The 13,594-nt window shown below is 68.1% G+C and carries 13 protein-coding genes; 3 read left to right on the forward strand and 10 right to left on the reverse strand.

Features of this window, described 5'->3' with window-relative positions:
* Positions 1 to 9 precede the first annotated feature (9 nt).
* On the forward strand, positions 10 to 1,197 hold the full coding sequence (locus QN358_RS04430; protein ID WP_136641143.1) for a class I SAM-dependent methyltransferase: 1,188 nt from the start codon (positions 10 to 12) through the stop codon (positions 1,195 to 1,197).
* 46 nt (positions 1,198 to 1,243) lie between these two features.
* Here QN358_RS04430 and QN358_RS04435 read toward each other — a convergent pair whose 3' ends face one another.
* From QN358_RS04435 to fdhD, 3 genes are all read right to left on the reverse strand, one after another.
* Positions 1,244 to 1,846, reverse strand: coding sequence for a hypothetical protein (locus QN358_RS04435; protein ID WP_136641142.1), 603 nt, complete (start codon positions 1,844 to 1,846; stop codon positions 1,244 to 1,246).
* 198 nt (positions 1,847 to 2,044) lie between these two features.
* Positions 2,045 to 4,348, reverse strand: a complete 2,304-nt coding sequence (locus QN358_RS04440) for an FdhF/YdeP family oxidoreductase (protein WP_323511714.1) — start codon at positions 4,346 to 4,348, stop codon at positions 2,045 to 2,047.
* Entirely contained in the window at positions 4,345 to 5,193 is an 849-nt protein-coding gene (gene fdhD, locus QN358_RS04445) for a formate dehydrogenase accessory sulfurtransferase FdhD (RefSeq protein ID WP_323511715.1), read from the reverse strand. The genes QN358_RS04440 and fdhD overlap by 4 nt, the downstream gene beginning before the upstream one ends.
* Before the next feature lie 65 nt (positions 5,194 to 5,258).
* On the opposite strand from fdhD, the gene QN358_RS18830 reads away from it, so the two are divergent.
* Together QN358_RS18830 and QN358_RS04460 are read left to right on the forward strand one after the other, a co-directional pair.
* Positions 5,259 to 6,308 carry an NTP transferase domain-containing protein gene (locus QN358_RS18830; protein ID WP_416351953.1) on the forward strand — a complete coding sequence of 350 codons (1,050 nt, stop codon included), beginning with the start codon at positions 5,259 to 5,261 and terminating at the stop codon, positions 6,306 to 6,308.
* A complete protein-coding gene (locus tag QN358_RS04460; protein WP_323511716.1) occupies positions 6,305 to 7,576 on the forward strand; it encodes a molybdopterin molybdotransferase MoeA in 1,272 nt (423 codons plus the stop codon). Before QN358_RS18830 ends, QN358_RS04460 begins: the two co-directional genes overlap by 4 nt.
* Positions 7,577 to 7,628: 52 nt before the next feature.
* Here QN358_RS04460 and QN358_RS04465 read toward each other — a convergent pair whose 3' ends face one another.
* The 7 genes from QN358_RS04465 to QN358_RS04495 form a co-directional block, all read right to left on the reverse strand.
* The gene (locus tag QN358_RS04465) at positions 7,629 to 7,898 is read right to left on the reverse strand and encodes a DUF4190 domain-containing protein (RefSeq protein WP_136641137.1); all 270 of its coding nucleotides are present in this window, start codon (positions 7,896 to 7,898) and stop codon (positions 7,629 to 7,631) included.
* Positions 7,899 to 7,992: 94 nt separating this feature from the next.
* Positions 7,993 to 9,087 (reverse strand): tRNA (adenosine(37)-N6)-threonylcarbamoyltransferase complex transferase subunit TsaD, encoded by a 1,095-nt coding sequence (gene tsaD, locus QN358_RS04470; protein ID WP_323511717.1) that lies wholly within the window; start codon positions 9,085 to 9,087, stop codon positions 7,993 to 7,995.
* Positions 9,084 to 9,599: a ribosomal protein S18-alanine N-acetyltransferase gene (gene rimI / locus QN358_RS04475; protein WP_323511718.1), complete on the reverse strand. Its 516-nt coding sequence runs from the start codon at positions 9,597 to 9,599 to the stop codon at positions 9,084 to 9,086. Before rimI ends, tsaD begins: the two co-directional genes overlap by 4 nt.
* Complete coding sequence (gene tsaB, locus QN358_RS04480) at positions 9,596 to 10,258, reverse strand: tRNA (adenosine(37)-N6)-threonylcarbamoyltransferase complex dimerization subunit type 1 TsaB (RefSeq protein WP_237280263.1); 663 nt, start codon at positions 10,256 to 10,258, stop codon at positions 9,596 to 9,598. The genes rimI and tsaB overlap by 4 nt, the downstream gene beginning before the upstream one ends.
* Complete coding sequence (alr, locus tag QN358_RS04485; RefSeq protein WP_323511719.1) at positions 10,255 to 12,066, reverse strand: alanine racemase; 1,812 nt, start codon at positions 12,064 to 12,066, stop codon at positions 10,255 to 10,257. The genes tsaB and alr (QN358_RS04485) overlap by 4 nt, the downstream gene beginning before the upstream one ends.
* The gene (gene alr / locus QN358_RS04490; RefSeq protein ID WP_323511720.1) at positions 12,063 to 13,220 is read right to left on the reverse strand and encodes an alanine racemase; all 1,158 of its coding nucleotides are present in this window, start codon (positions 13,218 to 13,220) and stop codon (positions 12,063 to 12,065) included. Before alr (QN358_RS04490) ends, alr (QN358_RS04485) begins: the two co-directional genes overlap by 4 nt.
* Entirely contained in the window at positions 13,217 to 13,594 is a 378-nt protein-coding gene (locus QN358_RS04495) for a holo-ACP synthase (protein WP_136641134.1), read from the reverse strand. The genes alr (QN358_RS04490) and QN358_RS04495 overlap by 4 nt, the downstream gene beginning before the upstream one ends.

The following is a 13,594-nucleotide window of genomic DNA, read 5'->3' on the forward strand; positions in this document are numbered from 1 at the left end:
ACTGACGAGGTGTTGAGAACCGAGCTCGAAACCCTGATGACGGCCGAGGGCTTGCGGCTGCTCGACTCGCTTCCGCCGTACACGACGGGCACCAATATCGTGCGCTCCGTGGCAGATCTGCGAAAGACCGGGCACTCCGCCGCCCTCGTCGGCGCAGTCATGACCCAAGCCCGGCTGCGCGCCAAGGCGGGCGCGAAGTTCGGCGAGTTCGCCGGGCGCATGCTGTTCACCGACGCGGGCCTCGAACAGGCCACCCGGCTGAACGTCGCCGCGCTGCACGCGGGCCGCTTTCGTGCGGCGGGCCTTCACCGTGTGGCCGACCTCGGCTGCGGCATCGGCGCCGATGCGCTCGCCCTCGCCGCACTCGACATCGACGTCACCGCGGTCGAACGTGACGAGGTCACGGCCGCCATCGCGGCGTACAACCTCGCTCCCTTTCCCAGTGCGAGCGTTGAACAGGGCGACGCCGAGGCATTCGACGTCTCGCGCGTCGACGCGGTGTACCTCGACCCGGCCCGCCGAACCGCCGGCCACAACAACACTTCGCGCCTCACCGACCCGAACGACTTCAGCCCGTCGCTCGACTTCGCGTTCGCACTGGCTGAACGGATGCCCGTGGGGGTCAAACTCGGCCCCGGGCTCGATCGCGCTCTACTGCCGGCCGAGGCCGAGGCGCAGTGGGTCTCCGTCGACGGCAGTGTGGTCGAGACGGGGTTGTGGTTCGGGGCACTGGCCCGCCCGGGCATCCGGCGCTCGGCGCTCGTGATCACGGCGAACTCGCATGACGAGCTGACCGCGGGCGCCGACAGCGACGACGTCGAACCGGGGCCGCTCGGTGAGTACCTCTACGAGCCCGACGGCAGTGTGATTCGAGCCCGACTCATCGGCGACCTGGCTCGGTCGCTCGATGCGCGAATGGTGTCGTCGCAGATCGCGTACCTCACGGCAGACGAGCACCGTGCCACTGCGTTCGCGACGGCGTTTCGGGTGCGGGAGGTGCTGCCCTACACGACCGCTGCGCTGAAGCGCGAGCTGCGGGCACGAAAGATCGGCGCGCTCGAGATCAAGAAACGTGGTGTCGACGTCGACCCGGCGCTGCTGCGACCGAAGCTCGCGCTGTCGGGGCCCGAGTCCGCGACGCTCTTCATCACGCGCATCGACGGGAAGCACGTGGCGATACTCGCCGACCGGGTGTGACGCAGAGCCGAGGCCCCGCACCACACCCGCGTCAACAACGCTGTGATCAGTAGGAGTAGGTGCTCGAACTGGACGCGCTCGCAATAATGACGATCAGCACAGTGATCAGAACGATCGACAGCAGAATACCGAAGAAACCGGTGATGATCGCGGTGAGCCAGAAGCCCTTCGCGGCCGGCTCTTTTTTCATTCCGACAAACCCGAGCACCACCGCTGCGACTGAGAAAATGAACCCGCCGATGCCATAGCTGATGAACGAGATCAGAATGCCGACGATGCCCACGATCATGCCGATGATGCTCAGAATCGGCGTCTTGCCTGCCGTCGGCGCCGCATAGCCGATGGGCGGCGCACCGTATGCCGGAGCACCGTACGCAGGAGCGCCGTAGTTCGGCGTGGCGGCGGGAGCGCCGTAGTTCGGCGCGGCAGCCGGGGCACTGTAGGCCGGGGGCGCAGGAGGCGCAGGAGGAACAACACCGTACGTCGGCGGCGCGACGGGGGGCGCGACCGGGGCCACGGGCGGCACGGGCGGTGCAGGTGGCGCGCTGGGCTCGAAATCAGGCGCGGGGGCCGGCGGCGGCGTGTCAGACCCGCCGAGCGGCAGATTCGCGGGGGTGTTCTCGCCTGAGGGTGTGTGTGGATCGGTCATTGAGACGATTCCTTCCGATTGACAAATCGTAGGGCGCTGTCGCTACAGCGCCGCCGTCGACGCGGAGTCTGTGAGTTTCACAGAGCCTCCTATCACCACAGAGCCTAGCGAGCGACCGACGACGAGCGGCACCCCCATCGGCCTTTCTCTACGTTCTCCTCACCTTTTGGCAGCTGGCCGTCGGCGAACGGTGCACGCTCAGTCGACCAGCGCCACCACAGGTTGCAGCCGCACCATGATCGCCTTCGACACGGGAGTGTTGCTCCGATCGGCCGAGCTTGCGAGTGGAATGAGCACGTTCGCCTCCGGAAAGTATGCCGCCGCGCATCCCTTCGCCGTCGGATACGTGACAACGCGGTAGTTGGGCAGCACGCGGTCGGGTTCACCCGGCCACTCGCTGTAGATGTCGACCCGCTGGCCGTCGGTGAGCCCCAGCTCGGCGATGTCGTCGGGGTGCACGAAGATCACGTCGCGACCGTTCTTGATGCCGCGGTACCGGTCGTTGAGACTGTAGATGGTCGTGTTGAACTGGTCGTGCGAGCGCAGGGTCTGCAGAATGAGTCGGCCCTCCGGCCGCACGATGGGCTCGAGGTGGTTGACGGTGATCATGGCCTTACCCGTGGCCGTGTTGAAGGTGCGCGAGTCGCGCGGCCCGTTCGGCAAGACGAAGCCGCCCTTGCGACGCACGTCGGTGTTGAAGCTCTCGAAGCCGGGAACAACGCGCGAGATGTGGTCACGAATGACGTCGTAGTCGGCTTCGAAGCCCGCCCAGCCGATGCTGGTGTTCTCGCCGAGCGTGGCGCGAGCGAGCCGTGTGACGATCGCAACCTCTGACAGGATGCCCGGCGCAACCGGAGGGATCCGCCCGTGCGACCCGTGCACAGCACACACGCTGTCTTCGACCGAGACGAATTGCGCGCCCGAACGTTGCAGGTCGATCTCGGTGCGCCCGAGCGTCGGCAGAATGAGGGCGGCTTCACCCGTGACGACGTGGGATCTGTTGAGCTTCGTCGAGACCTGAACGGTGAGCTCGGTTCCGCGCATCGCGGCCTCCGCCGCCTGGGTGTCGGAGATGGCGCTCACGAAGTTGCCACCCATGGCGAAGAACACAGCGATGTCACCGCGCTGCATTGCCTCGATGGTCTGCAGGGCATCCGTGCCGTGCTTGCGGGGCGGCTCGAAGTCGAACTCGCGGCCGAGGGCGTCGAGAAAGCTGTCGCTCATCTGCTCCCAGACACCCATCGTGCGGTCGCCCTGAACATTGCTGTGGCCGCGGATGGGCGAGGCACCGGCGCCCGGCCGGCCGATGTTGCCGCGCAGCAGCAGCAGGTTGATCAGGTCGCGCAGCGTCTCGACGGCCTTCTTCTGCTGGGTGAGGCCCATCGCCCACGTGATGATCGTGCGGTCGGCGGCGATGTACCGCGCTGCCAGCTCGTCGATCTCCGCCGAGGCGAGCCCTGTCGCCGTGAGCACATCGGCCTCGTCGAGGTCGATGAGGTGCGCTTTCAGCTCTTCGAGCCCGAGCGTGTATTCGGCCAGAAACTCATGGTCGAGCACCGTGCCGGGCGCCCGGTCTTCGGCCTCGAGCACGCGTTTCGCCACTGCCTGCAGCAGGGCCATGTCGCCGCCCGAACGAATCTGCAGAAACTGGTCGGCGAGGGGCGTGCCGTGCCCGACGAGCCCACGAACGGTCTGCGGGTTCTTGTAGCGAAAGAGGCCCGCCTCGGGCAGCGGGTTCACTGCCACGATGGTGGCCCCTGTCTTCTTGGCATCTTCGAGAGCGGTCAGCATGCGGGGATGATTCGTACCCGGGTTCTGACCCATGATGATGATCAGGTCGGTGTGCTCGAAGTCGTCGTACGCAATGGTCGACTTGCCGATGCCGATGGTCTCGCCGAGAGCGGTTCCGGTCGACTCGTGGCACATGTTCGAGCAGTCGGGCAGGTTGTTCGTACCGAACGCGCGCACGAAGAGTTGGTAGATGAATGCGGTCTCGTTGGCCGTACGGCCGCTGGTGTAGAAGGATGCCCGGTCGGGCGAATCGAGCCCGTTCAGCTTCTCGGCGACGATGCTGAACGCGCGCTCCCAGCTGACCGGTTCGTAGTGATCTGAGCCGGCCGGCTTGAACACGGGTTCGGTCAACCGGCCCTGCATGCCGAGCCAGTACTCCGACTTGTCTAGCAGCGAGGTGAGCGAGTTCTCGGCCCAGAACGCCGTCGGTACGGTCACCGGCGTCGCCTCCCACGTCACCGCTTTGGCGCCGTTCTCGCAGAACTCGAGCGCCTTTCGGTTGTCGGGGTCGGGCCACGCGCAACTCATGCAGTCGAAGCCGTCTTTCTGATTGATCGACGTGAGCAGCTTCGCGGTGCGGCTGGGGCCGAGCTTCGTGAGAGCGGGCTCCATCGAGTGGAAGATGCCCGGCAGCCCCACGGCTTCGTGCTTGTTCGGGCCGACCTTCAGGTCGGGGTAGCTCGATCCGTCGTTCAGCGGCTTCTTACTCATGAGATGGCAACCTTTTCTGAGATTATGCGCTCGTCAGAGCTGTAGACGACCATCGAGGGGCCGCGCAGAAACCCGACCACCGTCATCCCGAGCTCTGCGGCAAGTTCGACGGCGAGCGATGACGGGGCTGAGACGGCCGCCAGAATGGGAATACCCGCCATCGACGCCTTCTGGGCGAGCTCGAAGCTCGCCCGACCCGACACCATCAGAACGGTGCTGCGAAGTGGCAGCAGTCCGTTCGTGACGGCCCAGCCCACCACTTTGTCGACCGAGTTGTGCCGGCCGACGTCTTCGCGAAGCACGAGCATCTCACCCGTTGCCGCGTCGAACAGTGCGGCAGCGTGCAATCCGCCCGTCTTGTCGAAGACGTTCTGGCCTTCGCGCAGGCGGCCAGGGAAGGTCGCGAGAAGCGACGCGTCGATCTGTACGGTGTCGCCCGCGACAGTAAACGCCGAGAGCGTGCGAACGGCGTCGATGCTGGCCTTGCCGCAGATGCCGCACGAGCTCGTCGTGTAGAAGTTTCGCTCGAGGCTCGGGTCGGGGGCGGCAACCCCGAATCCCAGGGTGACATCGAGCACGTTGAACGTGTTCTCGCCGTCGACCTCTGCGCCGGCGCAGTACCGAGCCGCCGCGAAGTCGTCACGGCCGGAGATGACACCCTCGGAGACCAGAAAACCGGCGGCCAGATCGAAGTCGTGCCCGGGGGTTCGCATCGTGATCACGAGCGCCCGGCCGCCCACGCGGATCTCAAGCGGCTCTTCAACCGCGAGCACGTCTTCCTGCCGAAGGGCAGCAGCACCGATCGTTATGCGAGTGACTCGTCTTCGTGCCGTGATTCTGCCCATCCTTCATACATATCATTCCCTGCAAGGGGGCACAACGAAACGCAACACACTCTAAAGTTGCTCGCATGAACTTCGACGCCATCGTTCTTGCGGGTGGGCGTTCGTCGCGCCTGGGTGGCGTGCCCAAATCGGGGTTGATGCTGGGTGGGCAGACACTCTTGCAGCGCACTTTCGAGGCGGTACCGGATGCCCGGCGGTGCGTTGTCGTCGGAGACGTCGAGCTGCCATTGTCACCCCGGCTGCTCGTCACTCGAGAGCATCCGGCGTTCGGCGGCCCCGCGGCGGCCATCGCCGCCGGCCTCGACGCGCTCGATGCCGTCGAACGTGTCGATGCGCTCGGCAGTGCTCGCGTGCTGGCCGGGGCCGACGCGGCCTTCGTTCTCGTGCTGGCCTGCGACATGCCGGCCATCGCCGAGGCGGTCGACGTACTGCGGGCCAGCGCTGCCGAGCTGATGCGATCAGAGCCGGCGCAGCAGTCGGAGCCCAACACCGCTGGGCCTGACACCGCTGGCCCCGACGGAGTCGTCGCGATCGACAGCAGTGGTCGCCGCCAGGTGTTGGCCGGTGTGTATCGACGGGCCGCGCTCGCGCGTGCCGTGGTTCACGCACGTGTCGACGGCCCGATCGACGGGCTCTCGGTTCGGGGCCTCCTCGAGGCTCTCTACCTCACGGAGGTGCCGGTGCCCGACTCGTCGACCAGAGACATCGACACCTGGGCCGACGCGACCGCCGCCGGAATCGACCACATCGCATCCAGAACCCCAGGAGTAGACCCTATGAGCACACCCGCAGGCGTTCCCGTAGCTGAAAGAGACCAGGCCGCCCTCGTGAGACGGTGGGTTGCCGACCTCACGCTCGAGCTGCTGGGAGGCGACCCCGAATCGCCCCACCCCGACCTCACGCAACACATCGACGCCATCCTCGCGCTCGCCGGCACCGCCGCCCATGCCGTCGTGCGCCCAGCCGCTCCGCTCACCACCTTCGTCGCCGGCTACGCAGCAGGCCTCGCCGCGCAGTCTGCGGCAGACCCCGTCACCCAGTACGTCGCCGCTGCTGAGGACTTCGCCACGCGCTGGGTCGACTCGACACAGATTCCCCCGGAGCCCCAACCGTGAACCATTCGGCGTCAGACCAACTCGACGCCGATTCGGGCAGCGGCCGCGCAGAACCGCACCGCACGATCGGCTGGCGCGACGCGATGCGAATCGCCACGGACGCGGCCTCGCCGAATGCAAGCGAGTCGATTCCGATCGACGAGGCCCTCGGCCGGGTGAGCGCAGCCGACCTCCACACGATGCAAGCCGTTCCGCACTTCGCCTCGGCGGCCATGGATGGCTGGGCCGTCGCCGGAACCGGGCCGTGGCTCATCGACGACCCCGTCACCGCCCCGGGCTCTGCCTTCACCACTGCCCGCTCCGGCCTCGAGGCGGGCCACGCGGAGGGGATCGTTACGGGTGGCCTCGTTCCGGCGGGCACCACGGCAGTTCTCCGAAGCGAGCACGCTCTGACCCCGTCGGCTCAGCCAGGCCAGCAACGTCATCTCTCTGTCGGCCCGGGCGCGCGCGCCGGCGAACCACTGCCGGGGCAGCACATTCGTTTACCGAGCGAAGAAGCGCGGGCCGGCGAACTCGTCATCGCAGCCGGTACGGTCATCAATCCGGCGCACATCGCGCTGGCCGCCCTGGCCGCACACGATGAAATCTCGGTGATCCGACGCCCACGCGTTCGTTTCGTCTTCACGGGCGACGAGGTCATCGAACACGGAATACCGGAGCCCGGCCGTGTTCGCGATACGTTCGGCCCTCAGCTGCCCGCCCTCCTCCGCTTGCACGGAGCCGAGGTCATCGGCCGGCTGCGCGTCGGCGACTCACTGCCGGCGACGGTCGATGCGCTCGAGCAGAGCCTCTCCGACAGCCAGCTCGTCATCACAACAGGAGGCACCGGCAGGTCGTCAGCCGATCACCTCCGCAGAGCGGTGGGAGCCGTCGGCGGGGCGACTCTGTTCGACGGAATCAACGTGCGCCCGGGCGGCCCCACTCTGCTCGCAATGGCACCGAACGGCAGCGTCATCGTGTGTCTGCCGGGCAATCCGCTGGCAGCGATGGCCGCACTGGTCATCACCGTCATACCTCTGGTGCGGGTGATGGCCGGGCGGGCATCCACCGACCTGATGACTACCGTTGTCGGAGCCGATACTGCGGGGCGCACCGGCTCGACGCTGCTCATGCCGTTCATGCTGGTCGGGGGGCGCGCCTTCACCAGCGCTTGGCAGGGGTCAGCGATGATGCGCGGCCTTGGTGATGCCGATGGCTTTCTCGAAGTGCCGCCTGAGGGCCTCGTTGCCGGCGACCGCGCCAAGGCCATCGCCGTGCCGTGGCGCTGACCCCACACACGGGAGCAGCCGCGCAGCGGCGTCGGCGAATGGCCCGTCTGGGTCAGTAGGTCGAGACGCTGGTTGCTGCGGCGATGACCACGACGATGTAGATCGCACCGATGATGAGTTCGGCGAAACCGACGATGATGGCCGCGATTGCGATGCCCCGGCCGCTCTCGCCGGTCTTCTTGATCTGGTTCAGACCAACGAACCCGAGAATGATGCCGATCACGGTGAACCCGATGATCGAGAGCACGAGGCCGACGATAGCGAGGATGTTCGTCTTCTGCGCCACGGGTGAACCCGAGGTGTACGGCAGCGGTGCAGTCATGGTGCTGGCTCCTTTGTCACGCGCCGGCAATGACCCTGGTGGCATCGCTACGGCGAAGCCCATAGTGGCAGCACGAATGAACTTCTGTCAATTTCTATTGTGAGACGTTAACTTGAATGTCGGTCACCGGCAGGGTCGAGTCGGCGCCGAAGCCCAGCTCTGACGGCGCGTGACCGCGCATGATGAGCTGCGCGCCGAGGGCAGCAATCATCGCTCCGTTGTCGGTGCAGAGCTCCAGCGGCGGAATGCGCAGCGTCACGCCGGCCGCAGCCGCTCGTTCAGCGGCAAGTTCGCGAATACGAGCGTTCGCAACGACGCCCCCGCCCAGCAGCAGCCGCGGCACCTGCAGGTCGGCACAGGCTGCGAGCGCCTTCGTCAGCAGCACATCGGCCACCGCCTCACGAAAACTCGCCGCCACATCGGCCGCAGAGAACTCTTCGCCGCGGTCACGCCGCGCCTCGACCCACCGCGCCACGGCCGTCTTCAGCCCCGAGAACGAGAAGTCGTAGCGGTGCGCCGCCATGTCTTTGGGCAGGCTGAGCCCGCGCGGAAACCGGATCGCCTTCGGATTGCCGCCCACCGCCACCCGGTCGATGTGTGGGCCGCCGGGATAGGGCAGGCCGAGCACGCGCGCCACCTTGTCGAACGCCTCCCCCGCCGCGTCGTCGATCGTCTCACCGAGCAGCTCGACGTCAGACACCAGGTCGCGCACCAGCAGCAGCGAGGTGTGGCCACCCGAAACCAGAAGCGCGATGGTCGGGTACTCGAGCGGCTCAGAGTCGGGGGTCACCAGGTCAACGCCAACGTGCCCCACCAGATGATTCACCGCGTACAACGGCTTGCCCGTCGCGAGTGCCAGCCCCTTCGCCGCCGCGACGCCCACCATGAGCGCGCCCGAGAGCCCGGGCCCGCAGGTCACCGCGATGGCGTCGATGTCGCTCCACCCGAGCCTCGCTTCGGCGAGGGCCGAGTGGATGGTCGGGGCCAGAGCCTCGAGATGCGCACGCGCCGCTATCTCGGGTACGACTCCCCCGTACCGCGCGTGCTCGTCCATCGACGAGGCGATCGCGTTGGCCAGCAGCGTGGTGCCGCGCACGATGCCGATGCCCGTCTCGTCGCACGACGTCTCGATGCCGAGCACGACGGGCTCGCGGGGTGCGGGTTCTGGCCGTTCGGTCACGTCTGTCATGAGGATGCTCCTGCCGGCAGGTCGAGGCGCATCACGATGGCGTCGACGTTGTCGGGTTGGTAGTAACCCCGCCGCACACCGATGGGGAGAAAGTCGAGCGTCTCGTAGAGGTGCTGGGCGCCCGGGTTGTCGGCACGCACCTCGAGAAAGAGTCGCTTGGCGCCGCGGAGGGTCGCTTCGGCGATGAGGGTGGTCATGAGGGTTCGGCCGAGACCGTTCCGCCGGGCATCCGGAGCCACGGCAATGGTCTGGATGTCGGCGTCTGCTGCTCCCCGAGGGCTCAGCAACCCGGCATAACCGAGCAGAGGCCCGCCGTCGGGCGGCTCGGCGACGAGGTAGTGGCAGTGCGACAGCTCGAGGTCTTGGCGCATCATGCCCACCGACCAGGCGTCGGTGCCGAACGTGCTGGTCTCGAGGGCCATGATGGCGTCAAGGTCGGCCGGGCCGGCGACGCGCAGCTGTGGGGCGGGGGCGTCGGGGTGCACTTCGTCACCGGCTGGCACCGCGCTCACTGCGTCACCCGCTTCGCGCCGGCCGAGAGCGTCACATCGGGCGAACGCAGGTACAGGGCTTGGTCACCGGCGAACTCGCCGCCGCTCGTGAGCAGCTCGAGCGCCACGAGGCCGAGGGAGCCTGCGGAGACGCGTGAGGAGTCCTCTGCCGCCTCGAGAGCGAGTGCGTGCGGGTGCGGCAGGGCATCCGGTTTCGCCAGCCCCGGCCCGTCGACGCGCACAGGAGCGCCCTGGTTAGCCGCCAGGCGGTAGAGCGACCAGTACACCTCGCGGCGGCGCGCGTCGGTGACAACGAGCAGGTCACCCGTGACGCCCGCCTGCGCCTGACTGAACGCAAGAGCGTCGTGGCTCACCACGGAACGCAGCGGCACGTCGGCGCCCAGGGCGAACGCGCGGGCCGCGGCGATGCCGACACGGAGCCCGGTGAACGGCCCCGGGCCCATCCCGGCGACCACACCGGTCAGCTCACTGACAACCACACCGGCCTCGGCGAGCGCCCGCTCGATGAGCAGCCCGATCACCTCGGCGTGCTTCATCGTGTCGAGTTCAGTGGCTTCGCTGAGCACCCGTCGCCCGCCGACCCGTTCGCCGCGCACGACGGCCACACTGGTTCCTGACGACGTGTCGATGGCCAGCAGCAGTTCGCCCCCGGCACTCATGCGCGGCCGCCCCGACGGTAGAGCGTCACCGTGCGCGGCTCGATGGGCTCCTCACCCGCGTCGAACTTTTCGCCCCCGTCGCCGCGCTCGCCCCCGGCACCGCCGCCCACCCCCGCACCACGCGGCCGGTCGATCACCAGCTCGTAGTAGTCGTCGACGAGGTTCTCGACCATGCCCGCTCCCCACTCGACCACCACGATTGACCCGTCGAAGTCGATGTCGAGGTCGTCGAGCTCAGCCGCACTGCCGAGCCGGTACGCGTCGACGTGCACCAGCGCAACCCCGCTCTGGGCATTCGGATGCGTGCGCGCGAGCACGAACGTCGGGCTCGTCACCGATCCACGAACCCCCAGCCCTTCGCCGAGCCCGCGGGTGAAGGTGGTCTTGCCGGCTCCGAGCTCGCCGGTCAGTACGAGCAGGTCTCCGGCCCCCAGCCGCTCGGCGAATCGCACTCCGAACTCGTGCATCGCCTCGGGGTCGGCGATGACCCATCGGTCTGCGTACTCATCGACCGCCAGCGCGTCGCCCGCCACCCCGTCGCTCGCCAGCGCGTCGGCCGCCAGCGCGTCGGCCGCCCGCCCATCGCCGTCGCGCACATACACCCGCTCAACCCGGTGCCCGATGCGCGCCACAATCTCATCGCCGATGGTGCGCGCCCAGCCGGCCCACTCCTCCGCGGTCGGCACGGCACCAGCACCAGCAACACCAGCACCAGCACCAGCACCAGCACCAGCACCAGCACCAGCCGGAGTCTCCCCGAAAACCACCACCTCATCGCCGAGCCCTACCGGCGCCTGCCCCACGTCGACCACGAACTGATCCATCGCCACGCGCCCCGCGATCGGGTACCGCAACCCGGCAATACTCACCTCGGCACGCCCACTCGCCGCCCGCGGAACCCCGTCGGCATATCCGAGCGGCACCAGCACCAGCGTCGTCTCCTCGTCGGTACGGTAGTCGAACCCGTACGACACCCCGTGCCCGGCTGGCACCCTCTTCACCGACACCACCGGAGCGACCAGCGTCATCACCGGCCGAAGGCCCAGCTCGAGCGCCGTCTCATCGTCGAACGGAGTCACACCGTACGCCGCAATACCGAATCGAACCATGTCGAACCGAGCTTCGGGCATCCGGATGCCCGCCGAACTGGCCGCGAGATGCAACCGGGTGAACCGTGCACCGAGCCCCTCAGCGACACTCACCGCCTGCCTGAACTGCCCGAGTGCGGCTTCGTCGTCGGCCGCAGACGCATCAGCCAAGTGCGACCACGCCGCGAACAACTTCACCGAGCCCGCCGCATCGGCCGCCAGTGCCGCCCGCACAAGCCCCGGCCACTGCTCCACCGTGGCGCCGTTGCGGTGCAGCCCGGTGTCGATCTTGAGATGTACCCGCGGCGCGATGCGCGAGCCGGCCGCCGCGATCGCGTCGAGCTGCCAGATCGCCGAGATACCGAGGTCGAGGTCGGCGTCGGCTGCAGCGCCGAAGTCGGCGTCGGGCGCGTGCATCCACGCGAAAATGGGCGCCGTGATGCCGGCCGCGCGCAGCTCGAGCGCCGCCGGAATGTCGAGTACGGCCAGAGACGCCGCCCCCGCCTCGAGTGCGGCGCGGGCCAGAACCACCATGCCGTGCCCGTACGCGTCGGCCTTCACCGCGAGCATGGTCTCGGCCGGCGCGGCGAGCGCCGCCAGCACCCGCACATTGTGCTCGAAGGCGTCGAGGTTGACCCGAGCGACCCGCTCGGGAGCAGCGCCAGAGCGAGCTTGTAGCCGGTCGACACTCACCCGGGCATCCGATTCTGGCGCGATCATGAAACGTACCGCCGTTCGATGCGACGCCCGATGCGCGTCACGATCTCGTAGTTGATGGTCTCGGCGCTCTCGGCCCAGTCGTCGGCCGACGGATGCCCGGCCCCCGCATCACCGAACAACACCACTCGGTCGCCCACCGCCACCGCGGTGTCGCCCACATCGACCACGAACTGATCCATCGCGATGCGCCCCGAGACGCGAAAGCGCCCGCCGTTGATACTCACCGGAGCCCGATTCGACCCCAGCCGCGCAATACCGTCGGCGTAGCCGAGCGCCACCAGCGCCAGCGTCGCCGCACCTTCGGTGCGATACGTGTAGCCGTAAGACACCCCGCTGCCGGGCGCGGCCCGTTTCACCGAGATCACCCGCCCCTCGAGGGTCATGGCCGGTCGCAGGCCGAGCTCGCCCGAGGTCACCCCCTCGAACGGCGACAGCCCGTACATCCCGATGCCGATACGCACCAGCGAGAACCGGGTCGTGGGCAGCCTGAGCGCGGCGGCCGTCGACGCCAAGTGGATGACCGTGGGCGCCAACCCCGCCTCCCGGGCCTCAGCGAGCGCCCGTTCGAACCGGCCGAGCTGCGCCAGGTCTTCGGCATCGTTCGCATTCGACAGGTGGCTGAAGAACCCCACCACGTCGATGCGGCTGGTGCGCTGCAGCTCCGCGGCCCGTGAGAAGAGGGCTCGCCAGTGACTCTCGTCGGCTCCGTTTCGCCCAAGCCCTGTGTCGACCTTGAGGTGAACCCGTGCCCGAGTGGCCTCGCCGAGAGACGGCGCTGTCGCCGCCTCTGAATCTGCGACCGCGACCGCGGCAGCCACCGCGGCCAGTTGCGCCACCGAGCTCACGCCCACATCGATACCGCGGCGTACAGCGACCTCGAAATCTGCCTGAGGCCCGTGCAACCACGCCAGCACGGGGGCCGTGAGACCGGCATCCCGAAGCTCCACCGCCTCGTCGAGGTCGGCCACACCGAGCCAGGTCGCGCCGGCATCGAGCGCCGCCCGGGCGACCTCGACCGCTCCGTGCCCGTACCCGTTCGCCTTGACCACGGCCATCACGTCGGCCCCGCCCACGGCCGTGGCGATCGTCTTCACGTTGTGCGCAATCGCCCCCAGGTCGATCGTCGCCAGCCGCAGCGGCACCGCAGTCGTCATTGTTCGTCTCCCTCGCCGGCCCCGGCTCCCTCGGCGACCACGAACGCGCAGGCAGAGTCGCCGTCGTGGCTCATCGACAGGTGCAGCGTCGAAACGCCGTGCTGCTTCACCGTCTCTGCCGTCAGCCCGCTCAACACGTACCGCGGCCTGCCGGCCTCATTCGTCACGATCTCGATGTCGTGCCAGCGAAAGCCGTTCGGGCCCCCGACGGCTTTGACGAGAGCCTCTTTCGCGGCGAAACGAGCGGCCAGCGAGCGCACCGCCAGACCACGTTCGCTCACAGCGAACAACCGCTCGACGAGAGCGGGTGTGCGCTCGACCTGCCGTTTGAACCGCGGCACATCGACGATGTCGACGCCGACCCCGACGATCAT

This window comes from Subtercola sp. RTI3 (assembly GCF_035018625.1).
Lineage (GTDB): Bacteria > Actinomycetota > Actinomycetes > Actinomycetales > Microbacteriaceae > Subtercola > Subtercola vilae.

What these genes read in the sequence shown, in the direction of transcription:
- QN358_RS04435 (WP_136641142.1), bottom strand. Translation starts at nt 1,846, where the DNA reads ATGACCGATCCACACACACCCTCAGGCGAGAACACCCCCGCGAATCTG.
- QN358_RS04440 (WP_323511714.1), bottom strand. Translation starts at nt 4,348, where the DNA reads ATGAGTAAGAAGCCGCTGAACGACGGATCGAGCTACCCCGACCTGAAG.
- fdhD (WP_323511715.1), bottom strand. Translation starts at nt 5,193, where the DNA reads ATGGGCAGAATCACGGCACGAAGACGAGTCACTCGCATAACGATCGGT.
- QN358_RS18830 (WP_416351953.1), top strand. Translation starts at nt 5,259, where the DNA reads ATGAACTTCGACGCCATCGTTCTTGCGGGTGGGCGTTCGTCGCGCCTG.
- QN358_RS04465 (WP_136641137.1), bottom strand. Translation starts at nt 7,898, where the DNA reads ATGACTGCACCGCTGCCGTACACCTCGGGTTCACCCGTGGCGCAGAAG.
- tsaD (WP_323511717.1), bottom strand. Translation starts at nt 9,087, where the DNA reads ATGACAGACGTGACCGAACGGCCAGAACCCGCACCCCGCGAGCCCGTC.
- tsaB (WP_237280263.1), bottom strand. Translation starts at nt 10,258, where the DNA reads ATGAGTGCCGGGGGCGAACTGCTGCTGGCCATCGACACGTCGTCAGGA.
- alr (WP_323511719.1), bottom strand. Translation starts at nt 12,066, where the DNA reads ATGATCGCGCCAGAATCGGATGCCCGGGTGAGTGTCGACCGGCTACAA.
- alr (WP_323511720.1), bottom strand. Translation starts at nt 13,220, where the DNA reads ATGACGACTGCGGTGCCGCTGCGGCTGGCGACGATCGACCTGGGGGCG.
- QN358_RS04495 (WP_136641134.1), bottom strand. Translation starts at nt 13,594, where the DNA reads ATGATCGTCGGGGTCGGCGTCGACATCGTCGATGTGCCGCGGTTCAAA.